The sequence below is a fragment of the Micrococcus sp. 63XJN7_8_ISO-PGPR-S23-253 genome (assembly GCF_056173425.1).
Map to the genome: position 1 here is coordinate 272057 of NZ_CM149673.1, position 24728 is coordinate 296784.

Annotated in this window: 23 protein-coding genes and 1 tRNA gene; 17 read left to right on the forward strand and 7 right to left on the reverse strand. The window is 74.6% G+C overall.

Features of this window, described 5'->3' with window-relative positions; genetic code table 11:
• The first annotated feature begins 13 nt into the window (after positions 1-13).
• The 4 genes from AC0VX4_RS01295 to pdxT all read left to right on the forward strand — a co-directional run bounded on the left by AC0VX4_RS01295 (position 14) and on the right by pdxT (position 3126).
• A complete protein-coding gene (locus AC0VX4_RS01295) occupies positions 14-859 on the forward strand; it encodes an HpcH/HpaI aldolase/citrate lyase family protein (protein ID WP_475464477.1) in 846 nt (281 codons plus the stop codon).
• 51 nt (positions 860-910) lie between these two features.
• The gene (locus AC0VX4_RS01300) at positions 911-1396 is read left to right on the forward strand and encodes a DedA family protein (protein ID WP_475464478.1); all 486 of its coding nucleotides are present in this window, start codon (positions 911-913) and stop codon (positions 1394-1396) included.
• 107 nt (positions 1397-1503) lie between these two features.
• Entirely contained in the window at positions 1504-2448 is a 945-nt protein-coding gene (gene pdxS, locus AC0VX4_RS01305) for a pyridoxal 5'-phosphate synthase lyase subunit PdxS (protein WP_098470839.1), read from the forward strand.
• A gap of 42 nt (positions 2449-2490) precedes the next feature.
• A complete protein-coding gene (gene pdxT, locus AC0VX4_RS01310) occupies positions 2491-3126 on the forward strand; it encodes a pyridoxal 5'-phosphate synthase glutaminase subunit PdxT (protein ID WP_475464479.1) in 636 nt (211 codons plus the stop codon).
• A gap of 36 nt (positions 3127-3162) precedes the next feature.
• On the opposite strand, the gene ald is transcribed toward pdxT, so the two are convergent.
• Entirely contained in the window at positions 3163-4305 is a 1143-nt protein-coding gene (gene ald, locus AC0VX4_RS01315) for an alanine dehydrogenase (protein WP_122054692.1), read from the reverse strand.
• Between the two features lie 105 nt (positions 4306-4410).
• Here ald and AC0VX4_RS01320 point away from each other — a divergent pair, with 105 nt between their 5' ends.
• Positions 4411-4908, forward strand: coding sequence for a DUF456 domain-containing protein (locus tag AC0VX4_RS01320; RefSeq protein ID WP_044658794.1), 498 nt, complete (start codon positions 4411-4413; stop codon positions 4906-4908).
• A 55-nt stretch (positions 4909-4963) separates the two neighbouring features.
• Here AC0VX4_RS01320 and AC0VX4_RS01325 read toward each other — a convergent pair whose 3' ends face one another.
• Both AC0VX4_RS01325 and AC0VX4_RS01330 read right to left on the reverse strand, forming a co-directional pair.
• The gene (locus tag AC0VX4_RS01325; protein ID WP_002857917.1) at positions 4964-5692 is read right to left on the reverse strand and encodes a FadR/GntR family transcriptional regulator; all 729 of its coding nucleotides are present in this window, start codon (positions 5690-5692) and stop codon (positions 4964-4966) included.
• Positions 5693-5792: 100 nt separating this feature from the next.
• Positions 5793-7454 carry an L-lactate permease gene (locus tag AC0VX4_RS01330; RefSeq protein WP_098470835.1) on the reverse strand — a complete coding sequence of 554 codons (1662 nt, stop codon included), beginning with the start codon at positions 7452-7454 and terminating at the stop codon, positions 5793-5795.
• Between the two features lie 201 nt (positions 7455-7655).
• Between AC0VX4_RS01330 and AC0VX4_RS01335 the strand changes: the two genes are divergently transcribed.
• The 3 genes from AC0VX4_RS01335 to AC0VX4_RS01345 are packed head-to-tail and all read left to right on the forward strand — an operon-like array spanning position 7656 to position 10848.
• On the forward strand, positions 7656-8519 hold the full coding sequence (locus tag AC0VX4_RS01335) for a (Fe-S)-binding protein (protein ID WP_002857919.1): 864 nt from the start codon (positions 7656-7658) through the stop codon (positions 8517-8519).
• Positions 8516-10156: a LutB/LldF family L-lactate oxidation iron-sulfur protein gene (locus AC0VX4_RS01340; protein WP_060775469.1), complete on the forward strand. Its 1641-nt coding sequence runs from the start codon at positions 8516-8518 to the stop codon at positions 10154-10156. Before AC0VX4_RS01335 ends, AC0VX4_RS01340 begins: the two co-directional genes overlap by 4 nt.
• Positions 10153-10848: a LutC/YkgG family protein gene (locus AC0VX4_RS01345; RefSeq protein WP_060775470.1), complete on the forward strand. Its 696-nt coding sequence runs from the start codon at positions 10153-10155 to the stop codon at positions 10846-10848. Before AC0VX4_RS01340 ends, AC0VX4_RS01345 begins: the two co-directional genes overlap by 4 nt.
• A gap of 31 nt (positions 10849-10879) precedes the next feature.
• Here AC0VX4_RS01345 and AC0VX4_RS01350 read toward each other — a convergent pair whose 3' ends face one another.
• The 3 genes from AC0VX4_RS01350 to AC0VX4_RS01360 form a co-directional block, all read right to left on the reverse strand.
• Positions 10880-11344 carry a DUF2871 domain-containing protein gene (locus AC0VX4_RS01350; RefSeq protein WP_060775471.1) on the reverse strand — a complete coding sequence of 155 codons (465 nt, stop codon included), beginning with the start codon at positions 11342-11344 and terminating at the stop codon, positions 10880-10882.
• Between the two features lie 93 nt (positions 11345-11437).
• Entirely contained in the window at positions 11438-11566 is a 129-nt protein-coding gene (locus tag AC0VX4_RS01355; RefSeq protein WP_002857926.1) for a putative transporter small subunit, read from the reverse strand.
• A gap of 33 nt (positions 11567-11599) precedes the next feature.
• Entirely contained in the window at positions 11600-13297 is a 1698-nt protein-coding gene (locus AC0VX4_RS01360) for a sodium:solute symporter family protein (RefSeq protein ID WP_060775472.1), read from the reverse strand.
• A gap of 353 nt (positions 13298-13650) precedes the next feature.
• On the opposite strand from AC0VX4_RS01360, the gene AC0VX4_RS01365 reads away from it, so the two are divergent.
• The 4 genes from AC0VX4_RS01365 to AC0VX4_RS01380 all read left to right on the forward strand — a co-directional run bounded on the left by AC0VX4_RS01365 (position 13651) and on the right by AC0VX4_RS01380 (position 16634).
• On the forward strand, positions 13651-14061 hold the full coding sequence (locus AC0VX4_RS01365; RefSeq protein WP_060775473.1) for a VanZ family protein: 411 nt from the start codon (positions 13651-13653) through the stop codon (positions 14059-14061).
• Positions 14062-14095: 34 nt separating this feature from the next.
• Positions 14096-14168: transfer RNA gene (locus AC0VX4_RS01370), tRNA-Ala, on the forward strand.
• Between the two features lie 247 nt (positions 14169-14415).
• Entirely contained in the window at positions 14416-15543 is a 1128-nt protein-coding gene (locus tag AC0VX4_RS01375) for a glycosyltransferase (protein ID WP_060775474.1), read from the forward strand.
• The gene (locus AC0VX4_RS01380; protein ID WP_311795837.1) at positions 15543-16634 is read left to right on the forward strand and encodes a glycosyl transferase; all 1092 of its coding nucleotides are present in this window, start codon (positions 15543-15545) and stop codon (positions 16632-16634) included. The genes AC0VX4_RS01375 and AC0VX4_RS01380 overlap by 1 nt, the downstream gene beginning before the upstream one ends.
• A gap of 29 nt (positions 16635-16663) precedes the next feature.
• On the opposite strand, the gene AC0VX4_RS01385 is transcribed toward AC0VX4_RS01380, so the two are convergent.
• Positions 16664-18658: a glycosyltransferase gene (locus AC0VX4_RS01385; RefSeq protein WP_060775694.1), complete on the reverse strand. Its 1995-nt coding sequence runs from the start codon at positions 18656-18658 to the stop codon at positions 16664-16666.
• 165 nt (positions 18659-18823) lie between these two features.
• On the opposite strand from AC0VX4_RS01385, the gene AC0VX4_RS01390 reads away from it, so the two are divergent.
• The 5 genes from AC0VX4_RS01390 to AC0VX4_RS01410 all read left to right on the forward strand — a co-directional run bounded on the left by AC0VX4_RS01390 (position 18824) and on the right by AC0VX4_RS01410 (position 24568).
• Positions 18824-19936, forward strand: coding sequence for a glycosyltransferase family protein (locus AC0VX4_RS01390; RefSeq protein WP_060775695.1), 1113 nt, complete (start codon positions 18824-18826; stop codon positions 19934-19936).
• Positions 19933-21312 carry a glycosyltransferase gene (locus AC0VX4_RS01395; RefSeq protein WP_475464480.1) on the forward strand — a complete coding sequence of 460 codons (1380 nt, stop codon included), beginning with the start codon at positions 19933-19935 and terminating at the stop codon, positions 21310-21312. Before AC0VX4_RS01390 ends, AC0VX4_RS01395 begins: the two co-directional genes overlap by 4 nt.
• A gap of 64 nt (positions 21313-21376) precedes the next feature.
• Positions 21377-22303, forward strand: coding sequence for a 3'-5' exonuclease family protein (locus AC0VX4_RS01400; protein WP_060775125.1), 927 nt, complete (start codon positions 21377-21379; stop codon positions 22301-22303).
• 17 nt (positions 22304-22320) lie between these two features.
• A complete protein-coding gene (locus tag AC0VX4_RS01405) occupies positions 22321-23274 on the forward strand; it encodes a WcbI family polysaccharide biosynthesis putative acetyltransferase (RefSeq protein ID WP_060775124.1) in 954 nt (317 codons plus the stop codon).
• A gap of 112 nt (positions 23275-23386) precedes the next feature.
• Positions 23387-24568 (forward strand): NAD(P)/FAD-dependent oxidoreductase, encoded by a 1182-nt coding sequence (locus AC0VX4_RS01410; RefSeq protein ID WP_060775123.1) that lies wholly within the window; start codon positions 23387-23389, stop codon positions 24566-24568.
• The last annotated feature ends 160 nt before the right edge of the window (positions 24569-24728 follow it).

Here is a 24728-nt window from a genome sequence, read left to right on the forward strand (position 1 = left end):
TAGGCTGGAGGCCATGCCCGTGAGGAACCGTCGCGCCGCCGCCCTGCCCGCCAAGCTCAGCCGCTCCTGGCTGCTGGTCAACGCAGCCAGGCCCGACGCGTTCGCCCCCGCCCTGGCCTCCGAGGCCGACTCCGTCATCTTCGACCTCGAGGCCGCCGTGCCGGAGGAGCACAAGGACGCGGCCCGCCAGCACGTCGTGGACGCCCTCTCCGGCGGCATGACGGCGTGGGTGCGCATCTCCGCGACCTCCACGGACCACTGGCAGCGGGACCTCGAGGCGCTCGCGGGCCTCGACGGCGTGCGCGGCGTCGTGCTGGCCGAGACCGAGGAGCCGGAGCAGGTCACGTTCACCGCCATGCGGCTGCGCGCCGGCACCCCGGTGATCGCCCTGCTGGAGTCCGCCCTGGGCATCGAGAACGCCACGGCCGTGGCCAAGGCGCCGGGCACGTTCCGTCTCGCCTTCGGCGTGAACGACTTCCGCAAGGACGTCGGCGTCGGCGAGGACCCGCTGGCCATGGCCTACGCCCGCTCCCGCATGGTGATCGCCTCCCGCGTGGGCGGTCTGCCCGGGGCGATCGACGGGCCGCCCGGCAACACGGACGGTGAGGACGCGGTCATCGGATCCAGCGCCGTCACCGCCTCGATGGGCATGACCGGCCGCCTCGTCCTGAACCGGGATCAGGTGGACTGGGTCAACCGGGCGATGTCCCCGTCCGAGGACGAGCTCGCATGGGCCCGCGACCTGCTCGAGAAGCACGCGCAGGGCGCCGCCGTCGGCGACGGCTCGTACCTGCCCCGCGTGCTGCGCGCCCAGAAGATCGCGGACCTCGCGGACTCGTACGGGCTCTGGAACGCGTGAGCACGGCCGGGGCGAGCGCATGAATCCCCGCACCGACGGGTGGCTCCGCCCATGATGGCGTGGATCGACGGGCTGCCGCTGCTGTGGTCCATCGGGTTCTTCTGGATGCTGGCGATCCTGCGCACCCTGATCGTGTTCTCGCTCGGGCGGGGGCTGGCCTCCGGTGTCGAGCGGACCCGCTGGTTCGCCCGCGTGATGGAGGGGCCCGTCTATGTCCGGGCCCAGCACTTCATCCAGCGCCACGGGGTGTGGGCCATCCCGTTCTGCTACCTCACGGTGGGCATCCAGACGGCGGTGATCGGCTCCGCCGGCGTCGCCCGCATGCCCTGGCGCCGGTTCCTGCCGGCGGCCGCGCTCGGCACGTTCCTGTGGGGCGTGGTGTACGGGACCGTCGGGATGGCCGTGGTGTGGGCCGTCATCGGCGCGGCGCTCGGAGAGGGCCGGGGCGTCCTCGCCCTCGTGCTGATCCTCGCGGCCGTGGCCGCGTTCGTCGTGTGGCGCCGACGCCGCACGCTGCGCCGGCACGGGGCCGGGTGACGTCGTCGTCCGTGACGCGGCCCGGGGTTCGCCGCCGGGGGACTAGAGTTGACCGAGACTCCGCCCCGCCCCGCGGCCGGGACGCCACCCCCTTCGGAAGGACCACCATGAGCGACGAGCGTGCCCTCAGCTTCTCCGCCTCCACCGCCTCCGCCGCCGACGACGGCGCCCGCGGCACCGGCACGACCCGCGTCAAGCGCGGCCTGGCGGACATGATGAAGGGCGGCGTGATCATGGACGTCGTCAACGCGGAGCAGGCGCGCATCGCCGAGGACGCCGGCGCCGTGGCCGTCATGGCGCTCGAGCGGGTCCCGGCCGACATCCGCGCCCAGGGCGGCGTGGCCCGCATGTCCGACCCCGACCTGATCGACGGGATCGTCGAGGCCGTGTCCATCCCCGTGATGGCCAAGGCGCGCATCGGCCACTTCGTGGAGGCCCAGGTGCTGCAGGCGCTCAAGGTGGACTTCATCGACGAGTCCGAGGTGCTCTCCCCGGCGGACTACGTGAACCACATCGACAAATGGGACTTCGACGTGCCCTTCGTGTGCGGCGCCACCAACCTCGGCGAGGCCCTGCGCCGCATCACCGAGGGCGCGGCCATGATCCGGTCCAAGGGCGAGGCCGGCACCGGCGACGTCTCCGAGGCCGTGAAGCACATCCGCACCATCCGCAAGGAGATCGCCCAGCTCCAGGGCCTGGCCCAGGATGAGCTGTACGTGGCCGCGAAGGAGCTGCGGGCGCCGTACGAGCTGGTGCGCGAGGTCGCCGAGACCGGCGCCCTGCCCGTCGTGATGTTCACCGCCGGCGGCGTGGCCACCCCGGCCGACGCGGCCCTGATGATGCAGATGGGCGCCGACGGCGTGTTCGTGGGCTCCGGCATCTTCAAGTCCGGCAACCCGGCCGAGCGCGCCCGTGCCATCGTCAAGGCCACCGCCCAGTTCGACGACCCGATGGCGGTCGCCGAGGCTTCCCGCGGCCTGGGCGAGGCCATGGTGGGCATCAACGTGGGCGACCTGCCCGCCCCGCACCGCCTGGCCGAGCGCGGCTGGTGAGCCGCGAAGTCCCGGGCGCCCGGAGGCCCTAGGGTCGGGGCCATGGTGAGTCCACAGAAGACCGTCGGCGTGTTCGCGCTCCAGGGCGACGTGCGGGAGCACGCCCACGTGCTCGAGTCGCTCGGCGCGCGCACGCGCCCGGTGCGCCGCCCTGCGGACCTCGAGGGTCTGGACGGCATCGTGCTGCCCGGCGGCGAGTCCTCCGTGATGGACCGCCTCGCCCGGATCATGGGGCTGAAGGACCCGCTCATCGCCGCCCTCCGCGACGGCCTGCCCGCCTACGGCACGTGCGCGGGGCTGATCATGCTGGCCCGCGAGATCCGCAACCCGGCGCCGGATCAGGGCGGGCTCGGCGTGCTGGACGTGGCCGTGCGGCGCAACGCCTTCGGCGCGCAGGTGGACTCGTTCGAGGAGGACCTGGACGTCCCCGCGGTCGCGGCGGAGCCGGTGCACGCCGTGTTCATCCGCGCCCCCGCCGTCGTCCAGGCGGGGGAGAGCGTCGAGGTCCTGGCGAGTGTGCCGGCGTCGCGTCTGTCCGTGCCCGCGGCGGAACCGGGGCTCGACGGCGACGCGCGGCTGCCCGTGGCCGTGCGGCAGGGCCACCTGCTCGCCACGGCCTTCCACCCTGAGGTGACCGGCGACTGGTCGTTCCACCGGGCGTTCCTCGCGGGGCTCTGAGCGGCCGGCCGGCCCCGCGCGCGACGGGCGCGGGGCTCAGGCCTCCGCGAGCACCTCGGAGGTGACGCGGACGTCCTTCTGGGGGTCCAGGCCGAGCTCGTCGGCCACGGCCGTGGCGACGGAGGGCAGGGTGAGCGCGCCGTCGTGGGCGTTGAGGCCGCCGGCGAAGCCCTCGTCCGCGGCCAGCGCCGCACGCCATCCGAGGTCGGCGATGCGCTTGATGTAGGGCAGCGTCGCGTTGGTCAGGGCCGAGGTGGAGGTCTGGGGCACGGCGCCGGGCATGTTGGAGACGCAGTAGTAGATCTTGTCCCCCACGAGGTACGTCGGGTCCTGGTGGGTGGTGGCCCGCGAGTTCTCGAAGCAGCCGCCCTGGTCGATCGCGATGTCCACCAGCACCGAGCCGGGCCGCATGGACTCCACCATCTCGGCGGTCACCAGCTTCGGGGCCGCGGCGCCGGGGATCAGCACGGAGCCGATCACGAGGTCCGCGTCCGCCACGGTCTCACCGATGTTCAGGTGGGACGAGGCCAGCGTGCGGATCCGGCCCTGGTGGACGGCGTCCAGCTGCGCGAGCCGCTCGAGGGAGATGTCCAGGACGGTCACGTCCGCGCCCATGCCCGCGGCGATCACGGCCGCCGCCTCGCCGGCCACCCCTCCGCCGATCACGGCCACCCGGGCGCGGCGGGTGCCGGGCACGCCGCCCATCAGCACGCCCGAGCCGCCCTGCGGCTGGAGGAGGTGGTAGGCGCCCGCGGCGGGGGCCAGGCGGCCGGCCACCTGGCTCATGGGGGCCAGCAGCGGCAGGGAGCGGCCGCGGGTGACCGTCTCGTAGGCGATCGCCGTCGTGCCGGCGTCCAGGATCGCCCGCGTGCACGCGGGGGAGGCGGCCAGGTGCAGATATGTGAAGAGGACCTGGCCGCGGCGCAGGCGACCGTACTCCTCCGGCTGCGGCTCCTTGACCTTGAGGACCAGCTCGGCGCGCTCCCAGAGCTCGTCGACGTCGTCGACCAGCTCGGCGCCGGCGTCGCGGTAGTCCTGGTCCGAGGCGCCGGAGCCGACGCCGGCCCCCGACTGCACGAGGACCTGGTGGCCCGCGCGCACCAGCTCCTGGACCCCGCCCTGCGTCAGGGCCACACGGAACTCGTTGTTCTTCACTTCGGTGGGCACGGCGACCAACATGCGGCGAATCTAGCCCATCCGGCACGTTCCAGCGAGGGCGCGGGGGCCGCTGCGCGATCGCCCATGCATACGTCACCGCGGTGCCCGTCCCGTCATACTGGTGCGGTGACTCCCGCGCTGATCTCCCTCGTGGCCGTGCTCCTGCTCCTGGTGGGGCTGGTGGGCACCGTGTACCCCGTCCTGCCCGGCTCGCTGCTCAACCTCGTGACGGCTCTCGGCTGGGCCGCGCTGCTGGGCTCCCCCGCGTCCTGGACGTTCGGCGTCATCGCGGCCGGTCTCGCCGTGGCGGGGCTGAGCGCGTCCGCGGTGCTGACCGGCCGACGGCTGCGACGTGAACGCGTCACCCGCGGCCCGATCCTGTGGGGGGTGGCCGGCGCCGCCGTCGGGTTCTTCGTGATCCCGGTGGTGGGTCTGTTCCTCGGCTTCGCCGTCGGCCTGTTCGCCTCCCAGTGGGCCCGCACCCGGGACGCCCGGGCCGCCCTGAGCAGCTCGATCGGCGCGCTCACGGCCATGGGCATGGGCATGCTCGTGGAGTTCTGCTGCGCGCTGGGCTCGCTGACCGCCGTGGGCGTGGGCGCCCTGGTGCACGGCCTCACCGCCTGAACCGCCGGAGCCGTCCGTCCGGCGGGACCCCGCGCGCGCCGGACCCTTCGCCGGCTCAGCCGCCGGCGGGCACCCTGCCGGCCTGGGCGAGGGCGGCGAAGCCGAGGACGTGCTCCCGCAGCTCCTGCGCGGCCGCCCGGCCGTCCCCGGCGGCGGAGGCGGCGAGGATCCGCCGATGGTCGGCCTGCAGGCCGGCGCGCACGGCGGGCCAGTCGGACAGCCCGGCCACGGTCTCGGTCACGTAGCCGATGGTCGCCTGGCGCAGGGAGTCCAGCATCATCGCCGTCACGACGTTCCCGCCCAGGGTGGCCAGCCGCACATGGAACTCGGTGTCGAGCAGGTGGAAGTCCTCTTCCGGCAGCGCGGGGTCGTCCATCCGGTCCAGCAGGGTTTCCACCTCGGCCAGGACGGCGACGCTCTCGGGGTCGCCGGAGGTGGCGGCGGCCGCCTGCGCCGCATCGGTCTCGAGGAGCACGCGCGCGGCGACGACGTCGGCCATCGGCAGGGACCGGGTGGCGATGTGCAGGCGCAGCGCCCAGCCCAGCGCCGCGGACGGCTCGGAGACGACGACGGCCCCCGAGTTCGGCCCGGAGCCGGCGCTGGCGCGGATCAGGCCCATGGCCTCGAGCATCCGGGTGGCCTCCCGCACGGACGCCCGGGAGATCCCGAAGCGTTCGGCCAGGGTGCGTTCGCCGGGCAGCTTGTCCCCCACGACCACGGCGCCGGAGCGCAGCTCGGCCTCGAGCCAGTCGAGCACGATGGTGTAGGCGGGGGCAGCGGTCATGGACGAACCTTCCGAGGGGGCGGGGCGGCGACCCGAGGGGGCGGGGCGGCGACCGTCCATCCTACCGACGGACGCCGCCCCGCTCGGGTGGTGCAGGCGGTCAGCCCGCCGCCGGCAGCATCCACGCCAGCACGTTGGACTGCAGGTACACGAGCGTGCACACCGCCAGCAGGAGCACGAGCGACCACACCACCACGCGGCGCAGGATCTCGGACTCCCGGCCCTCCATGCCGACCGCCGTCGCGGCGATCGCCAGGGACTGCGGGGAGATCATCTTGCCCACGACGCCGCCGGAGGTGTTGGCGGCCACCAGCAGGGCCGGATCGGCGCCGATGTTCGTGGCTGCGGTCTGCTGCAGGGTGGAGAACAGCGCGTTCGCGGAGGTGTCCGAGCCGGTCACGGCGGTGCCCAGCCAGCCGAGCACCGGAGACAGGAACACGAAGGCCGCGCCCAGGCCGGCCACCCACGTGCCCATGGCGACCGTCTGACCCGAGAAGTTCATGACGTAGGCCAGGGAGAGCACGATCACGATCGTCAGGGCGGACCAGCGCATGCGGGCGAAGCAGCGGCCGATCTCGGCGAGCGCGTTCCCCACCGAGAGCGGGAACCGGCCGTCGTGGTCGAACCGAGAGTAGACCACGGCCATGATCAGGCCGGCGATCAGCAGCAGCGTGCCGGGGGAGGCCAGCCACTCGAACTTGTACACGGTGCTCGCCAGCGGTGCGCCGGAGGCGTCGACGAGGTGCCCGTCGAGCCCGGGCCACGGGATCTTCGCGGTGACGGAGTTCAGGGCCGCGGTGATCGGGGGGACCAGCTTGGCCAGGGCGAACACGGCCACGACCACGATGTAGGGCAGCACGGCCATGAAGATCCGGCCGGGGGTGAGGTCCTGCGCCGCCGCGCGGGTGGGGGCGTCGAGGCGCTGGCGGGCCTCCTCGGCGCCGCGCGGCCGCCAGAAGCGCAGCAGCAGGACGGCGGCGGCGAGGGAGACCAGGGAGGCCACGACGTCGGTGAGCTCGTAGGAGAAGTGGGTCGAGGCCAGCCAGATGGCGACGGCGAAGCTCAAGCCGATCACGATCAGTGCCGGCCACGTCTGCCGCACGCCGCGCAGCCCGTCGATGATGAACACGAGCAGGAACGGCACGAACACGGCCACGAACGGGGCCTGGTGGCCGACGATCGCGCCGATGTGCGTGGCGGGGATGCCGGTGAGGGTGCCGGCGGTGGTGATGGGGGTGCCCACGGCGCCGAAGGCCACGGGCGCGGTGTTCGCCAGCAGCACGGCGGTGGCCGCCCGCAGCGGGGGCACGCCCAGGCCGAGCACCATGGTGGCCGTGATGGCCACGGGGGCGCCGAAGCCGGCGAGGGCCTCGAGCAGGCCGCCGAAGCAGAACGCGATGAGCACGGCCTGGATGCGGATGTCTCCGCCGCCGAGCGAGTCGAAGATCGCGCGCATGTCGTCGAATCGCCCGGAGAGCACGGTGACCTGGTAGAACCACAGCGCCATCACGACGATCCAGACGATCGGGAACAGGCCGAAGGCCGCTCCCTGGGCGGCGGACAGCGCCGCCAGGTCGGCCGGCATGTGGAAGCCCAGCACGGCCACGAGCAGAGCCACCACGAGCGCGGCGAGCCCCGACTGCCAGGCCTTGAGGCGCAGACCGAGGAGGGTGGCGAAGAACGTCAGCAGGGGCAGGACGCCGAGCGCGGCGGAGAGCGCGACGCTGCCGGCGGCATCGGGGGTGGCGGTGAAGGTGTGCACGGGGGTCTCCCGGTGGGCGAGGGGACGGGGCGGGATCCGGTCGGGCCGGTGATGGTCGGACCACTGTGGTCAGACCAAGGAGCGTACTGTGAGGGCGGTCACCTTGCAAGGGGCTGGCATGATATGGTCTGACCACTACGGCACCCGTGTGCTGCCGCACCGCACGGCGCCCCAGGCGCCCCGTCCGGAACGGAGACCGGCATGAGAATCGCCCTGTTCGCCACATGCATCGTGGACGCGATGTATCCCAAGGTGGCCCTCGCCACCGTCCGCATCCTGGAGCGGCTTGGCCATGAGGTGGTCTTCCCGCCCGGCCAGGTCTGCTGCTCGCAGATGCACGTCAACAGCGGGTACGTGGCGGACGCCCTGCCCGTGGTGCGCAACCACGTCCGCACCTTCATGAAGGCCGACTACGACCTCGCCGTCGCCCCCTCCGCCTCCTGCGTGGCCTCGCTCGGCCACCAGCAGCCGGACGTCGCCCGCTCCGGCGGGGACGAGGGGCTGGCCCGCGACGCCGAGGTCGTCGCCTCCCGCACCCTCGAGCTGTCCCAGCTGCTCACGGACGTCCTCGGGGTGACGGACGCCGGGGCCCAGCTCGGCTCCTGGTTCCCGCACACCGTGACCTACCACCCCTCCTGCCACGGCATGCGCCTGCTGCGCCTGGGATCGCGCCAGGAGGACCTGCTGCGCACCGTCGCGGACATCGATCTGCGCCCGCTGCCGGACGCCGAGGAGTGCTGCGGCTTCGGCGGCACCTTCTCCCTGAAGAACCCGGACGTCTCCGCCGCCATCGCGGAGGAGAAGATCGAGAAGGTCACCGCGTCCGGCGCCTCCCTCTGCACGGGCGGCGACGCCTCCTGTCTGCTCCACCTGGACGGGGCCATGCACCGTCGAGAGGCGCGCGGTCAGGACGGCCGCCCGCTGCGCACCGTCCACCTCGCCGAGATCCTCGCGGCCACCCGGGAGAACCCGCTCGACGTCGACGGCCCCGTCGAACTGTCCATCCCCGCGTCCGCCGGCGCCCGCCGCGGACCATCCGCCCGTGTCGAGGAGGCTCGCCGATGAGCACCGCACCCACCCGCGTGCGCCTGGGAATGCCCACCGTCCGCCCCGTCCACGGCGAGGGCGAGATCCTGCTGAAGACCCCGTTCCCCGAGTCTGCCCGCGAGCAGCTGGGGAACGACCAGATGCGCGCCAACATCCGCCGGGCCACGCACACCATCCGTGCCAAGCGTGCCGGCGTCGTCGAGGAGCTGCCGGACTGGCAGGAGCTGCGCGCCGCCGGCTCCGCGCTGAAGCAGTCCGTCATGGCGGACCTGCCCGCGCTCCTGGAGCGGCTCGAGTCCGAGGTCACCGCGCGCGGCGGCGTCGTGCACTGGGCCCGGGACGCGGCCGAGGCCAACCGCATCATCACGGAGCTCGTCACCGCCAAGGGCGTGGACGAGGTGATCAAGGTCAAGTCCATGGCCACCCAGGAGATCGGCCTGGACGCCGCGCTCGAGCATGCCGGTGTGGCCGCCGTCGAGACGGACCTGGCCGAGCTCATCGTCCAGCTCGGCCACGATCGGCCCAGCCACATCCTCGTTCCGGCGATCCACCGCAACCGCCGGGAGATCCGGGACATCTTCCTCCGGGAGATGCCGGAGACGGACGAGAGCCTCACCTCCGAGCCGGCCGACCTGGCCGAGGCCGCACGCCGGCACCTGCGCGAGAAGTTCCTGAGCACGAAGGTGGCGATCTCCGGGGCGAACTTCGGCGTCGCCGAGACGGGCACGCTCTCCGTCGTCGAGTCGGAGGGCAACGGCCGCATGTGCCTGACCCTGCCGGAGACGCTGATCACCGTGATGGGCATCGAGAAGCTCGTGCCCACCTTCGAGGACCTCGAGGTGTTCCTGCAGCTGCTGCCGCGCTCGTCCACGGGCGAGCGGATGAACCCGTACACCTCCATGTGGACGGGCGTCACCGAGGGCGACGGCCCCCAGGAGTTCCACCTGGTCCTGCTGGACAACGGCCGCTCCGCGGTGCTGTCCGACCCGAAGGGCCGTTCCGCGCTGCACTGCATCCGCTGCTCGGCGTGCATGAACGTGTGCCCCGTGTACGAGCAGACCGGCGGCCACGCCTACGGCTCGGTCTACCCGGGCCCGATCGGCGCGATCCTCTCCCCTCAGCTCACCGGTGTGGACGCGGGGGAGAACGGCACCCTGCCCTACGCCTCCACGCTGTGCGGCGCGTGCTACGACGTGTGCCCCGTGGCCATCGACATCCCCTCGATCCTCATCCACCTCCGGGACGAGGACGTGCAGGCCACCCACGCCGCCCGGAAGGCCCGGCGCACGGAGGAGGACGCCGCTGCCGGCCCCCTGGCCCGTGCCAAGGCGACGGTGGAGTCCGTCACGCCCTCGCAGATGGACGTGGCGATGAAGGGCGCCTCCGTGGTGATGTCCTCGGGTCGGCGCATGTCGCTGGCCGAGCGGGGCCTGGGGTTGGGCCGGGTCGCGGCCGGGCCGGACCGGGTGCTCGGCTGGCTGCCGGGCATCGCCGGCGGGTGGACCGACGAGCGTGATGTGCCGGCGCCCCCGCGGGAGTCCTTCCGCAACTGGTGGGCCCGCCACAAGGATGAGACCGAGCACCGGACCGCCCTGGACGGCGTCGCCGGGTCGGACCGCCAGGAGGACGAGCACGTCGAGGAGGACGGACGATGAGCGAGGCGAAGGCCGAGATCCTGCGGCGCATCCGCGAGGCGACGGCGGACGGCCCGGTCGCGGACCCGGTGCAGCGCACCTACCGGCGGACCTCCTCCCGGGACCGGGCCGAGGTGGTGGAGATGCTGCGCGATCGGCTGATCGACTACCGGGCCTCCGTGCGGGACGAGACCGAGGAGACGGTGGCCGCGGCCATCGCCGAGCTGCTCGGCCCGGACGCCCGGTACGTGGTGCCGGCCGGTCTGGAGTCCGACTGGCTCCCCGCGGACTCCCGCGGGGCCGGCCGGGAGCGCATCACGGAGCCCGCGGTGGGCCATACGGGGGAGCGGGCCGCGGTCCGCGGCGCCCACGACGGCGAGCGCGAGCCCCTCAGCGTGGACGCGCTGAACGAGGTGGACGCGGTGGTGACGTCCTCGACGGTCTCCTGCGCGGAGACCGGGACGATCTTCCTCAGCGGCCGCCCGGACGAGGGCCGCCGGGCGATCACCCTGGTCCCGGACCACCATGTGTGCATCGTGCCGCTGGACTCCGTGGTGGAGCTCTTCCCGGAGGCGCTGGCCCGCGTGGAGGCGACGGCGCCGATCACCATGATCTCCGGGCCCTCGGCCACGAGCGACATCGAGCTCGAGCGCGTCGAAGGCGTGCACGGGCCGCGCCGCCTGGACGTGATCCTGCTCGACCGCGCTCGCTGACGCGGGCGCGGCCGAGCAGGGGTCGGGCGGCTCAGGCCCCCCCGACGACGGCGCCGCCGACGCGGCCCGTCTCGAGGCGGGCCTGTCGCTCGCGCACACCGCTGTACAGGGCGACGAACAGCAGCGCGAGACCGGCGGTCACGAGCATGTGGCCGAGTCCGGCGATGCCCGGGATGGCGGCCGAGGTCTCGGCGGGGGTCAGGCCGTCCACGGTGAGGACGCCGCGCACGGCCATCATCACGGACGTGACCAGGACGCCCAGGTGGAAGAGCCAGAAGAACCAGGTGAACGGGCCGCGGCCGGTCAGGCCGAAGACCGCGTCGAGGGCGAGGACCACCAGGGTCACGGTCAGCCCCAGGCCCAGCAGATGCGTGTGCACGGTACCGAGCTCGGTGGTGCCGGTGAACTCGTGGGCCTTGGTGTACTCGCGGTAGAACAGGCCCGAGGCGAGGCCGAGGACGGTGTACATCAGGGCGGCGTAGTAGTGGCGCATCATGCCCTCCACGCTAGGGAGCGGCCCCTGCCCGGGGCATCGCCCGAACGGTTGATCCGGGCCGCTCCCGTGGCCGGGCCGCCCCCGGCGCACACCTCAGATGATCGAGCGGCCCTCGCGGCGGGCCGTGGCCCAGTCGGCGAAGAAGCCGCGGGCGATCGAGACGAGGACGGCCAGCACGAGGACGGGCCACATCAGGACGTACAGGGTCAGACCGACGGTCATGCGGATGCTCCTTGCGAGTCGGGGGACGGGGGATCAGGACGCGGGGGCCGAGGCGCGCTCGACCTGCGGCAGGTCTTCGGTCGCGGGGTCGAAGTCGCCGGTCACGCGCGCGATCCGGTCGAAGTCGAAGTCCTGGCCGGAGCGGACGGACAGCCCCCAGCAGACGAGGAAGGACACGGCGTAGGCCACGAGCGAGCCCGTGAGGGTGGCGTAGTCCCGCAGGAAGCCGTAGCCGAGGAACAGCATCACGACCGAGGCGATCGCGCCGACCACGACCGCCGGACGCAGGCCGAAGAAGCCGAAGCACATGATGCCCAGCACGACGCCCACGCCGAGGATCGCGAGGGTCTCCACCACGAACGCCCAGGCTCCCTCGATCGGGATCCACTCGAAGCGCACGGGCAGGAACACGGCCAGCGCGGCGAGCACGGACGCCGTGAACGCGACGTTGGTGATCTTGCCCCAGTAGAAGGACGCGATCACGGGGAACACGAGGCAGCCCCACAGGGCGCCCACGAAGACCAGCAGGTCGAGGATGTCGAACTTGGCGGTGGCGAAGTACAGGGCCGCCGCCGTCGCCACGATCATGGTGATGCGGCCGATCAGCAGCATGGTCTTCGGGTCGGCGTTCTGGCGGCCGACCGACTGGCCGTAGACGTCCGTCATCACGATCGACGAGAGGGCGGACAGGTCCGAGTCGGCGGTGGAGGACAGCGAGCCGATGATCATCAGGAACGCCAGGGCCACGAGCGCCAGCGGCAGGTGGTCGGCGACCATCTGCGGCAGGAGGTTGTTGACGTCGCCGTCGAGCGGCTCGACGCCCAGGTAGAGCGCCATGACGCCGAGCATGCCGACGCCGATCACGGTGCCGCCGTAGCCGAGGGTGGCCGTGACGAAGGTGGGCTTGATGAGGTCCTCCCGCACGGCGAAGAGGCGCTGGGCGATGGTCTGGTTGCCGATCGCGTAGGCCAGCACGGCGGCGATGTACGGCGCGCCCTGGTTCATGAACGCCTCGGAGGAGAAGAAGCTCTGCTGCTGGGCCGTGACGTGGCCCGCCTCGACGCCGGCCTGGAACATGCCCGGGCCGCCCGCGGCGAAGAACACGGCGGGGATGATGATGACGGTCGCGCCGAGCATGGCCATCACCTGGGCGAAGTCGGTGAGCACGGAGGCGCGGAAGCCGGACCACAGGGTGTACAGCAGCACGCCCGCGGCCACGATCAGGATGCCCGCGCCGAAGGACAGCGGGGACAGCAGGGAGATCAGGGCGCCGCCGGCGATGAAGTTCGAGGTCAGGGAGATGACGGAGCCGAGCACGTTGGAGCCGGCCAGCATGAGCTGCGACGAGCGGCCGTGCCGGGCGTACATGACCTCGGCGAGGGTGTGGGCGCGCGGCGCGACCGCGCGGATGCGGCGGCCGAACGGGTAGATGAACAGGATCATCAGGGCGCCCCAGAGGCCGTAGTGGAGGGGGCCGGAGACGCCGTACGTGTAGCCGGCGGTCACGGAGGCGTACATGGAGGCGGCCCAGATCCAGGTGGCCGTCATGGAGGCGGCGGACACGCCGAAGCCGATCTGATTGCCGGCCGTCATGTAGGCGTCGGCGTTCTCCTTCTTCTTGGAGATGACCACGGACATGATCATGGTCCCGCCGTAGAACAGCACGACGAGCAGGATCACCCCGATCACGCCGAGCTGGGTCAGGGATGCTGCGTCCTGGGAGGGCGGCATCGAACTTCCTTTCGCACGAGTGACTACGGACGTCCCGATCCCCCGGCGCGGTCCGGTCAGGGCACGGCTCCGCAGGGCGGAGGGTGGCGTACCGATCACGTCGCGGCCAGGGGGGCCGGGGAGGTGGAGGGCATCCCGCCGGGTCCCGAGCCCACGAACGGCGAGCTCTCTGCTCAAGCCATCGCGGTCCCTCGGCCCTGGGCGGCGCTGTCAACACCGGCATCCTGGCGGAACGAGCCCACCCGGATGGCGCGATCATCACATGGTCGGCGCAGAAATGGCAAAAACATAGATCCTTTTCAGCAGGGCGGGGACCGTGAGTGCCCGGCACGGAAGCCGGACAGAATGGGCGGATGACCGTTCCCTCCGGCCCCCCGGCCGCCCCCTCCGCCCCCGCTTCCCGACGACGGCGCCGCGCCCTGACGGCGGCGCTGGCCGTCGCCGTCGTGGTGCAGCTGGTGGTGCTGTACCTGCCGGGCGAGCAGGTGCCGGAGGCCGGGTTCGCCGTGCCGGGGCTGGACAAGGCGATCCACGTGGCCGTGTTCGCGCTGCCCGCGTTCCTCGCCGTGTGGCGGGGGCGGAGCGCATGGTGGGCGCTGCCGTTCGCGGTGCACGCGCCGGTGAGCGAGCTCGTGCAGCACGCGTGGGTGCCGCTGCGGACGGGGGACCCGGTGGATGTCGTCGCGGATCTGGCGGGGGTGGTGCTCGGCGTGGTCGCCGCGTGGCGCCGCCGGATTGGAGGATCGGGGGCGTCGGGCGTATGATGGTCCGGTGCGCTCCCGCGGGAGGGCATGACCTGGGGCTATAGCTCAGTTGGTAGAGCGTTTCGTTCGCAATGAAAAGGTCAGGGGTTCAATTCCCCTTAGCTCCACGGACCGTCCCGGTCCGCGATCCTCGAGGTCGCGGGCCGGGACTTTCTCGTGACGGGGGCGTGTGCGCCTGCCCTGCACTCACCCCCGGGAGGGGGGGCCGGCGCTTCCGGGGGGACCCCCCGGGTGTCTACAGTGCCGGGGTACGTCAGCGCCGACGTGATGCGGTCGTCTCACCGCAGGTCAGTCGCGCTTCTGCCGCCCCGCACGGGGCCGTTCGGCCCGGCCCGGGCCGGGAAGGGGACGCCGATGCGCATCAGCGTGCTCACCCACATGCTCCACCCCATCCGTTCGCCCTACGAGGGCGGGCTGGAGATGCACACGGCCATGACCGTGGAGCACCTCGTGCGCCGGGGCCACGACGTCACCGTCTACGCGCGGGAGGGCACCCGGCTGCCGGGCGACGTCGTCGCCGTGCTGCCCGCCGAGGGCGCCGGCCCGGGCCGCGCGGGCGCCCGCGTGCGCGAGGCGGCCGCCCGCCGGGCCTGCGCGCTGATCCTCGACGACGACTCCGACGCCGTCCTGAACAACTCCCTCTCCCCGGCGCCGCTCGAGCTGCTGCGCGCCCGCCCCATGGTCACCGTCCTGCACACGCCGGCCACGCTGGCGGAGGTGCTGGCCGTCGTCGACGCCCCGGACTGGACGGCCCCCCACCACCACCGGTGGGCCTCGGTGTCCGCGTCGAACGCGCTGGCCTGGCAGCACCGGCTGCCGCGCGTGGACGTGGTGCCCAACGGGATCGAGCTGCACCACTGGGTCTCCGACGCCGTCCCCGTGCGCGGCCGCGCCGTGTGGTCCGGCCGGATCACGGCGGAGAAGGGCCTGCACGTGGCGATCGACGCCGCCCGGATAGCGGGCATGGAGCTGCACTTCGCCGGGCCGATCTCGGACGAGGAGTACCACGCCCGGGAGGTCGTGCCGCGGCTCGGCCCGGACACCGTCTACCACGGCCACCTCGACCACCAGACGCTGCCGCACATGCTCGCCACGGGCGAGGTCTTCCTGGCCACGCCCCTGTGGGCCGAGCCGTTCGGGCTCGCCGTGGTCGAGGCCATGGCGCTCGGCGTGCCGGTGGCCGCGCTGCTCAGCGGCGCGATGGGGGAGATCGTCGCCCCGCAGGCCGGCGCGCTGGCCGTGCACCACACGGCGCAGGAGCTCGCGGTCTCGATCCGCCACGCCCGCCGCAAGGACCGGGGACGCGTGCGTGCGTGGGCCTGCCGGTTCAGCGCGGAGACCATGGTGGAGGGCTACGTGGACCTGCTCGAGCAGGCCGCCGAGGACGCCCGCGACCTCGCCGCCGCCGAGGACGCGTACGGGTTCGACCCGCAGGAGGTCCCGCGCCCGTCCGCCGACGCGGCGGGCCTGGAGTCCCTCTGATGGCCCCGGCCCGCAGGCGGGTCCTCTACTACGCCCACCAGCACGGGGCGGGGCACCTGCGGCACGCCGCCGGCCTGGCGTCGACCGGGGCGTTCGACGTGACGGTCGTGACCGCCCACCCCCGGGCGGCCGAACTGCTGCCCGCGGACGTCCCCGTCATCCCGCTGCCCTCGGACCTCGTGCCCGGCCACGAGCAGCCGGCGCGCTCGCCCCTGCACTGGTCCCCGGTGGGGCCCGAGATCCGGGCGCGCTTCGACGCCCTCCACGCGGCGGCGCGGCGGGTGGACCCGGACGTGTGCGTGGTGGACGTGTCCGTGGAGGCGGCCCTGTTCCTGCGCCTGGCGGGCTGGCCCGTGCTGCACCGCCGCATGCACGGCGAGCGCACCGACCCCGCGCACGCCCTCGTCTACGCCGAGGCCGACGGCCTCTTCGCCCACTACGCCGCCGAGCTCGAGGTCCCCGCCTGGCGCGCCGCCCACGCGGACCGGGTCACCTACCTCGGGGTCGCGGACGTCACCGGCCGGCTCGGCACCCGCGCCACGACGACGTCGCCCGCCGGCGCCGCCCCGCGCGTCGCCGTGATCGCCGGGACGGGCGGCGGCGGGGTGCGGGCCGCGGACCTGGCCCGGGCGGCATCCGCCGTGCCGGAGGCGACGTGGGAGGTGTACGGCCCGATCGCCGGGGTGGGCGAGCCGGAGGCGCCGGGCGGGCTCGCGGCAGAGGCGATGCCCGCCACCGTGACGCTGCACGGCTGGGTCCAGGCGCCGGCCCGCCGGGCCGCGGACGCCGACGTCGTGGTGGTCTCGGCCGGGCACAACGCCGTGGTGGACGCCGCCCGCTCCGGCCGCCCCGTGGTGCTCGCCCCCGAGCCGCGGCCGTTCGACGAGCAGCGCGTGTTCGTGCGCGAGATCCACCGGGCCGCGGGCGTGCCGTGGTGCGCGTGGGAGGACCCGGACGCCGACTGGGCCGGCGCGGTGCGCGGCGCCCTCGCCGACCCGGCCGCCGCCGACCGGCTCGCGGGCCTGCTGCTCGTGGCGCCGGACGAGTACCGGCGGCGCTGGGAGGCGGCGATCGAGGGCGCCCTGGGCTGAGTCCGGCACGCCCCCGGCCGTCACGGCGCTCAGTACGCGGCGTCGTCGCGGCGGGCGGCCGTCAGCTCCGCCTCCGTGGGGTGACGCAGCAGCTCGAGCCGTTCGCCCTCGGGGTCCCACGCGATCAGCCCCGCGTCCGCGAACGCGCGCAGCCACCCCTCCATGGCCCATCGGCCGTGCACCTGCCGGAAGCGGCGGGCGTTGACCAGGATGTCCTCGAGGTGGTGCAGCGGCGGGGTCATCACCCCGTGGTGCTGGTGGAACGCCTCGGCGGGGCTGAACCGCAGCGTCAGGCCGGCGTCGCGGGCGCGGAAGGCCAGGTCCGTGTCCTCGGCGCCGTAGCCGGTGAAGCCCGCGTCGAAACCGCCGATGCGGGCCAGGTCCGCACGGCGCAGCGCCAGGATCAGCGTCCACACGAGGTGCCACTCGTCCGAGGGGCCGGCGGTCAGGTGCGCGCGCGCCCGGTGGGGCACGGAGAGGCGGCGCAGCAGGGCGTCGGCGCGATGCGAGGTCAGGTCGGCCTCCTCGACGGCGCAGGTCCAGCCCGGCCGCAGGTAGCGGGGCCGGCCCATCACCACGGACCCGGGGTGGGCCGCGACCTCGGTGGCCAGCACGCCGACGGTCTCGGCCGCGGGGATGCAGTCCACGTCGAGGAAGACGAGGATCTCGCCGGTGGCGAGCTCGGCCGCGCGGTTGCGGGCCTGCGCCAGCGGCAGCCCCGCCTCGGCGGCCACGTGTCCCACCGTGACGGGCAGGTCCGTGGCCGGGACGCGCCCGTCCGGCTGGCCCATGAAGACCACGACCACCTGGTCCGGGCGGCGGTGGGAGCGTTCCAGCCCGGCGATCACGCGGGCCAGGTGCTCGTCCCGGTGCCCCGTGATGACCAGCACGGACATGCTCGGCAGTGCCCCGCGCGCCCGGGCGAGGGCCTCGCGGTAGACGGCCACGTGGGCGGCGGCCACGCGACGGCGCTGCCGGGCCCGGGCGGCCGGGTCGGCGGGGGCCGTGCGCGCGCGGGCGCGCACCAGCGTCTCGAGCGCGTCGGCGAGGGAGTCGGGGTCCTCCGGGTCGAACGCGGCGAGCGAGTCGGGGGTCAACCAGGCGCCGGACTGGTCCGCGATGTGCCCGATGTCCGCGACGGCCACCGGCACCCCCAGGTCCCGGCACATCTCCACCCAGCCCGAGTGGGTGCCGATGCGGTACGGCAGCACGGACACGTCCACGTCGCGCAGCAGCGCGTGCAGGGCGGGGTCGTCGAGCCGGTCGTGCTGCCACAGCTCGAAGCCGTGGTGGGCGCAGCCTGCGCGCAGCGCGGCCAGGGCGTCCTCGTCCTGCACGGTGTCCTGGACCTCCACGGTCACCCGCGCGTCGACACCGCGGTCGGCCAGAGTCCCGACGGCGGCGGCGAGCACCGGCAGCAGCGCCACCGGGGCCACCTGGGCCCGCAGGTCCTTGGCGTGCACCAGCAGGCGGGCGGGGGCGGCCGCGCCGTCGCCCTCGTCGGACGCGTCGGGGGGCAGCAGGCCGGGGGCGTCGTCGTCGCCCTGCGCCACGAGGTCCTCGAGCGGGACGATGTGCGGATGGGGGACCACGAGGGCGCGCACGCCGTAGTCGCGGGCGAGGGTCGCCGCGGCGCCGGGGGTGAGCGTGAGCACGGCGTCCGCGCGGCCCAGCAGCACGGCCAGGCGGTCCCGGTGGGGGCCCTGGTCCGTCAGGTGCGGGTTCTCGAGGTCGTGCACGGTCACGACGACGGCGCCCCCGTGCGCGTGCTGCGCGTCCAGGGCGGCGGCCAGCTGGGCGGGGCTGAAGTGCTCGAAGCCGAAGTGCACGTGCAGCACGTCCGGGCGGTGCTCGGCCAGCCACTCCGCGCGCAGGGCCCGGGGCGGCCACCACCGGTGTGCGGGCGCGCCCGGCACCGGCGGGTCCGCCAGGAACTCCACGTCCGGCGCGGCGCCCGGGTCGAGGGGGCGGATCGCGCGGGTGTACGGGTGCTGCGCGGGCACGTGCTGGACGGTGATGCTCACGGGGGAGGGCCTCCTGACCTGGGGGATGCGATGCCGCGCGGGCGGCGTGTCCCCGTCCCGGGTCGGGGGTCGCGAAATCTAGTCTGTCAGGGCAGGATCGGAGAATCGGAGCAGCGGCATCCTGTCCGTTCCGGCGCGCCGCCGCGTCGAGGAGCGCCGCCGCAGGTGAAGGGGATCGTGGACGTGGACTCGCAGCCGCAGGGACGTGTGCTGTACGTGACCGTGGGCGCGCCGGAGCACGGCGTGGTGCGCCACGGTCGGCAGACGGCCGCCGCCCTCCGTCGGGTGGGCGCCGAGGTGGAGCTGCTGACGGCGGAGGACGTCGCGGCGTTCCGGGGCCTCGTGCCCCTGCTGGAGGAGGCGCGCGCGCTGGGTGCCGCCGTGCACCTGGACGTCACGGACGCGCTGTTCGGCCCCACCGCGACCGCCGCCGCGGACCTGCTCGTCGACGTGCTGCCCGAGGGCACCACGCTCACCCTGCACGACATCCCGCAGCCCGCCGAGGGCGACGGCCGCTACCGCCGCCGCGGCGAGGCGTACGCGCGGCTCGCCCAGGCGGCGGCCGGCGTCGTGGTCTCCTCGCAGCACGAGCGGGCGCTGCTGGCGGACCTGGTGGACGTGGCCGCGGACGTGGTCCCGCTGCCCGTGGAGGACCGCCGGGCCGCGGCCGCCCGCGCCGAGCCGGTGGTGCCGGAGAGCATGGCCGGCCTCGACCAGGACGTCGTGCTCTTCGGCTTCGTCTACCCGGGCAAGGGGCACGCCCTCGCCCTGGAGGCCCTCACCGAGCTGCACCGCCAGTGGGGCCCGGACTCCGGGGCGCCGCGCCGGCTGACGGCGCTCGGACCGGTCAGCGCCGGCCACGACGACCTCGTGGCGGAGCTGACCCGCGACGCCGAGGCGCGCGGCCTGGAGTTCCGCGTCACCGGGTTCGTGCCGGACGAGTTCGCGGACGCGGCCCTGCTCTCGGCGGGCATCCCGTTCGCGGCGCACCGCAACGTGTCCGCGTCCGGGTCCCTGGCGGCGTGGACCTCGGTGGGGCGGCGGGCCATCGCCTCCGCCGGCCGCTACACCGAGGAGATGGAGCGCCTGCGCCCGGGCACCCTGCGGCTCGTGCACCCGAACGGGTCGTCGGCCTTCGCGATGGCCGAGGCGATCGCCGAGGCGGTCGAGGACCCCGAGCGCACGTGGCTGGACCCCGCCGTGGACCTCTCGCCCGGGGCCGAGGACTGCGCGCGGATGCTCTTCGACGTGCTCCGCCGCGTGCACAGGTGGACGTGAGCGCCGCCGTCTCCGTGGTGGTGCCCTACTACCGGGCCCAGGCGGACCTCGACCGGCTCACGGCCGCGCTCGCGGCCCAGCGCGGTGTGACCGGCGGGCTGCAGCTCGTGGTGGCCGACGACGGCTCGCCCGTCCCGCCCCGGGTGGGCCCGGACCTGCCGTTCGACGTGGTGACCGTGCGCCAGCAGGACCGCGGGTTCCGCGCCTCGGCGGCCCGGGCGCTCGGGGCGGAGGCGGCCGACGGCGACGTGCTCGCCTTCCTCGACGGGGACATGCTCCCCGAGCCCGGGTACCTCGCCGCGGCCGTGGCGGCGGTGGCCGAGGCGCCCCGGGACGCCGCGGTGGTGGGCCGGCGGCGACACCTGGCGGAGGCCTGGCTGGAGCGGGCCTGGGCGGACGGCTGGCGACCCGGGGGCGAGGTGCCCGCGGACGCCCGCCTGGCCGAGCCGGCCTGGTTGCGCGAGGGGTACCGGGCCACGGACGACCTGCGCCGCGCCGACTCCACCGGCTACCGGTACGTCATCTCGGCCGTGCTCACGGTGGCGCGCGAGGTCTACGAGGAGGCCGGCGGCTTCGATCCCGCGTTCATCGGCTACGGCGGGGAGGACTGGGAGCTGGCGCACCGGCTGTGGCGCGTGGGTGCGGCGCTGCGCCACGCGCCGGACGCCGTGGCGTGGCAGGCCGGCGCCGACTTCGGCGGACGCGGCGACGCCGCCGAGGCCGCCCGGGTGAAGACCCGCGAGGCGCTCGTGCTGGCCTCTCGCATCCCCGCGCCGACGGCCCGCGGCCACGGCCTGTCCCTGGCCGGCCCGCTGCGGGTCGAGGCGCGCGTGCGGGTGCCGGAGGGCACGGACGGCGCGGCGGCGGCCGTGGTGGCGGTGGACGCCGTGCTGCGCGCGGCGCCGGGGGCGCGGGTCGGCGTCGTGGGCGGCCTCGACGAGGCGGCGGCGCGGGCGCTCGGCGACCCCCGCGTGCGGCTGCTGGGCGAGCCCGACGGCGGCGCGGCGGCGTCCCAGGACCTGCCGCCGACGCCGGCGCGCGGCGACCTCGACGCCGTGCGGTCGGCGCCCGACTGGTCCGTGGACGTGCGCGTGCCGCTGCGGCCCGCCGCGGCCGGAGCCCGGCCTGACGCGGACGCCGTCGCCGCGTGGCTGCTGTGCCTGGAACGGGCCGGCGTCGAGCGCGTGGAGGTGCTGGGCGAGCCGGACGAGCGGGCCGAGCGGGGCGTGCTCGCCGTGCTGACGTGCGCACGGGCGCGGTGGCGGCGCCGGCGGGGCGGGACGGCGCGGGGGTGGCGGGTGCCCGCCTCCCGGCTGGGCTGGGCCCCCGTGGCCGCCGTGCCGGACCTCGAGGCGTGGTGGGGCGGCTGGGGCTGAGCGGGCCGGTGCCCGCGGGGCGGGGCTGGCACAATCGCGGACAGGACGGAACACGGGAGGACCGATGAGCGAGCTGGACGAACTGGACTTCGTGGCCGTGGAGATCCACACCGCGGGGGCCGACCCGGCGTCCGTGTGCGCCGTGGACATGGCCCTCGTGCGCGGCGGCGACATCGTCGCCGCCGAACGGTGGCCCGTGCGCCCGCCGACCGGGCCGACGTCGTTCTCCCGCCTGCACACGCAGCTGCACGGGGTGGACGAGGCCGCCGTCGCCGACGCGCCGGACTGGCCCGAGGTGGCCGCCCAGCTCGACCTGCTGGGGGAACACCTGCCGTTCGTGGCGTCCGGGGCGGACCGGGACCGGGGCGCGTACGAGGCGGCCACCCGCGCGACCGGCGGGACGCCGCAGGAGCACGAGTGGCGGGACGCCCTGGCCCTGGTGGGCCGTCTCCGCCCGGACGTCGACCCGCCCCGGATCGCGACCGCGGCCCGGGCCCTCGGCATCCCCGACGGCGCCCGCCCGGCCGGCGCCGGGTCCGAGGCCGTGCGGACCGCCGAGGTGGTGCTGGCGCTCGCGCGTCAGAGCGGGCGGGGCACCGTGCGCCGGCTCTGGAGCGAGGCGGTGCCGCCCGCCCCGGACGGGCCGATCATCCCGGAGTCCCTGCGCCAGCGCCACGGCACGGAGCCGTCCGTGCCGCCCGCGGGCGCGCACCGGTGGGCGCCGCCGTCACCGGCGTCCGTCCCGGCGCCCGCGGCACCGGCCGCGCGCAGGGGCGGCGTGGGCTGGAAGCTCGCGGGCACGGCCATGGTGGGGATCGCGCTGGGCGCCGCACTGTTCTTCGTGGCGAGCGTCTCGGTGATCATGGAGTACCTGGGGGACGGGCGCGGCTCGGACGCCACCGTGGGCATGGGCATCGCGGCGCTCTCCGCGTTCCTGGCCTGGTGGTTCGGGAAGACGGGCGTCGACTGGATCCGGCGCGAGGACGGCTGAGGAGAGAGGACGCAGGCGTGCACGAGGACGAGGGACGACGCCGGCACTACGGCCACTTCTACGGGCTCGAGGACCTGCCCGAGGGTGACCTGCTGCTGGTGTGGGGCAACTGCCAGGGCGAGTCGTATCGGCGGCTGCTCGGCGGGGAGCCCGGCACACCGCTGCACGGGGCGGACCTGGTGAGCGTGCGCGTGCCGCCCGCCTTCGAGGCCCAGCCGGACGAGGTCGCGCACCTGGAGCGGCTGCTGCCGCGCGTGAAGGCGCTCGTCACCCAGCCGATCCCGCACGACTACCGGGGCATGCCCATCGGCACGGACCAGCTCGTGGCCCGGCTGCCCGAGGACGCCGCCGTGGTGCGGATCCCCGTGGTGTACGACGTCTCGCGCTTCCCCTGGCAGGTCACCCTCCGCAACTGGAAGTTCGCGCCCGGGGCGGCCGAGCGGCCGGGGGAGGACCCGCCCGTCGTGCCGTACCACGATCTGCGCGTGCTGGCCGAGGCGGCGACGGGCCGTCGTCGGGAGGTGGCGCCGGCGGCGATCCGTGAGGCCGCCGCCGCGTCCGTGCAGGCGCTGCGGGCGCGGGAGGAGGCGAAGGGGACGCTGTCCATGGCGGATCTGGTGGCGGCGGAGCGGGGCGTCGGCTTCTACACCGTGAACCACCCGACCAACACACTGCTGACCCGCGTGGCCGAGCGCGTGGCCGAGCGCCTGCCGGGCGACGTCGCCGTCCAGCCCGTGCCCGCCTCCCGCGTGCTCCTCGGCGGGGTGCGCGCGCCCCTCGAGGCGGTCGTGGTGGAGGCCCTCGACCTCGACGCCGAGCCGACCGAGGACTGGACCGTGGCCGGTCAGACCGTCCCGGCCGAGCAGCTGCGACAGACCCACCTGGACTGGTACGCGCAGAACCCGCAGGCCGTGGAGGTCGGGATGCGCAAGTACGCCGACCAGCTGCGGCTGCTGGGCCTTACGGGCTAGCGCCGGCCCCGGCCACCAGTGGAGGATGGGCGGCACGTCCCGTCTGCCGCGGAGCACGTCTGCGGGGGCGGTCGTACCGTTTCCTTGACCCCGTCACCCCACGGAGGACCACGTGACCGAGCAGTACGACATCCTGATCGTCGGCGGCGGCAACGCTGGCGTGTCCTTGGCCGCCGCACTGCGGCGGAAGCGGCAGGGTCGGGTCGCCATCGCCGACGGCCAACAGCTGCACCGCTACCGGCCGATGCTGAACTACGCGGCGGGCGGGCAGGCGGACATGGCCCGGTTCGAACGGCCGATGCGGGCCGTCATCCCGGACGGGGTCGAATGGATCCCGGACCACGTCGTGGCCGTGGACGCCGAGGAACGGACCGCGGTGACGAGCACCGGGCTGACCGTGGGCTTCCGCCACCTCGTGCTCTGCCCGGGGCTGACCCCGTGGTGGGGTGCGATCGACGGGCTGCGTGAGGCCTACGCCGCCGGATGGGCGGCGAGTGCGCACGTGCCCGAGCACGTGGACGCCGCCCGGGCGCTGCTGTCGCGTGTGGCCGCGGGGGACCGTGTGGTGGCGAATGTGCCGGCTGAGCCCTCCTCGTGCGGCGGCACCGTGCTCAAGGCGCTGTTCCTGGCCTGCGCGGCGTGGGAGCGCACGGGGATCCTGCCGGACGTGGACGTCCACCTGGTGACCCCCTACGGCCGGATCCTGGACCGGCAGACCATCGACCCCGCTCTGGCCGAGGCCGTGGCGAGGTACGGCATCCATGTGCACGCCGGCGCAGAGGTGAACGCCGTGGACCACGAGGCCCGCGAGGTGGTGCTCAACACCGGTGAGCGGATCACCGACGTCGCGGCCGCGTACATCACGCCCGTGGTGCGGGCCCCGGAGTTCATCGCCGAGGCAGGCCTGGCGGACGACGGCGAGGCCGGCCTGGCGGCCGCGGATCCCGCGACCCTGCGGCATCCCGTGCACCCGCACGTGTGGGCGCTGGGCGACGCCGCCGCCCTGGGCACACGGCCCTCCGGCGGTGCCCTGCGCCGGCAGGTCAAGATCCTGGCCCAGAACATCCAGGCCGCGGACGCGGGGAAGCCGCTCCAGAAGTACGACGGCTACACCGTGATCCCCGTCATGGTCAGCCGGGACGAGCTGGTCCTCGACGAGCACGTCCGCGACGGCTCCGAGGACCGGTCGATCCCCGGCGTGGACCTGACGAAGCCGCGGAAGAGCACGGCGGCCTTCGACCGCTTCGGCCAGCCCCGGATCTACTGGCACCGACTGCTCAAGGGGAAGGTCTGAGCCCAGCGTTCTCGCTGACGCGACACGTGCGGCGGACGTGCTGTCCCTCACGGGGCGCCCCCGCCCGATCCGGATGACGGCGCCGGCCCGCCGAGCGTTTTCGTTCGGGAAACGGCGGCGTGTCGCACCGCTTTCGTTCGGGAAACGGCGCCCTGCTGAC

Bases quoted from the DNA above. Each gene is read 5' to 3' on its own strand.
- pdxS (WP_098470839.1), top strand. From the start codon at position 1,504: ATGAGCGACGAGCGTGCCCTCAGCTTCTCCGCCTCCACCGCCTCCGCC.
- AC0VX4_RS01335 (WP_002857919.1), top strand. From the start codon at position 7,656: ATGAGAATCGCCCTGTTCGCCACATGCATCGTGGACGCGATGTATCCC.
- AC0VX4_RS01355 (WP_002857926.1), bottom strand. From the start codon at position 11,566: ATGACCGTCGGTCTGACCCTGTACGTCCTGATGTGGCCCGTCCTCGTG.
- ald (WP_122054692.1), bottom strand. From the start codon at position 4,305: ATGTTGGTCGCCGTGCCCACCGAAGTGAAGAACAACGAGTTCCGTGTG.
- AC0VX4_RS01400 (WP_060775125.1), top strand. From the start codon at position 21,377: ATGAGCGAGCTGGACGAACTGGACTTCGTGGCCGTGGAGATCCACACC.
- AC0VX4_RS01380 (WP_311795837.1), top strand. From the start codon at position 15,543: ATGGCCCCGGCCCGCAGGCGGGTCCTCTACTACGCCCACCAGCACGGG.
- AC0VX4_RS01375 (WP_060775474.1), top strand. From the start codon at position 14,416: ATGCGCATCAGCGTGCTCACCCACATGCTCCACCCCATCCGTTCGCCC.
- pdxT (WP_475464479.1), top strand. From the start codon at position 2,491: ATGGTGAGTCCACAGAAGACCGTCGGCGTGTTCGCGCTCCAGGGCGAC.
- AC0VX4_RS01360 (WP_060775472.1), bottom strand. From the start codon at position 13,297: ATGCCGCCCTCCCAGGACGCAGCATCCCTGACCCAGCTCGGCGTGATC.
- AC0VX4_RS01365 (WP_060775473.1), top strand. From the start codon at position 13,651: ATGACCGTTCCCTCCGGCCCCCCGGCCGCCCCCTCCGCCCCCGCTTCC.
- AC0VX4_RS01345 (WP_060775470.1), top strand. From the start codon at position 10,153: ATGAGCGAGGCGAAGGCCGAGATCCTGCGGCGCATCCGCGAGGCGACG.
- AC0VX4_RS01350 (WP_060775471.1), bottom strand. From the start codon at position 11,344: ATGATGCGCCACTACTACGCCGCCCTGATGTACACCGTCCTCGGCCTC.
- AC0VX4_RS01340 (WP_060775469.1), top strand. From the start codon at position 8,516: ATGAGCACCGCACCCACCCGCGTGCGCCTGGGAATGCCCACCGTCCGC.
- AC0VX4_RS01295 (WP_475464477.1), top strand. From the start codon at position 14: ATGCCCGTGAGGAACCGTCGCGCCGCCGCCCTGCCCGCCAAGCTCAGC.
- AC0VX4_RS01325 (WP_002857917.1), bottom strand. From the start codon at position 5,692: ATGACCGCTGCCCCCGCCTACACCATCGTGCTCGACTGGCTCGAGGCC.
- AC0VX4_RS01300 (WP_475464478.1), top strand. From the start codon at position 911: ATGATGGCGTGGATCGACGGGCTGCCGCTGCTGTGGTCCATCGGGTTC.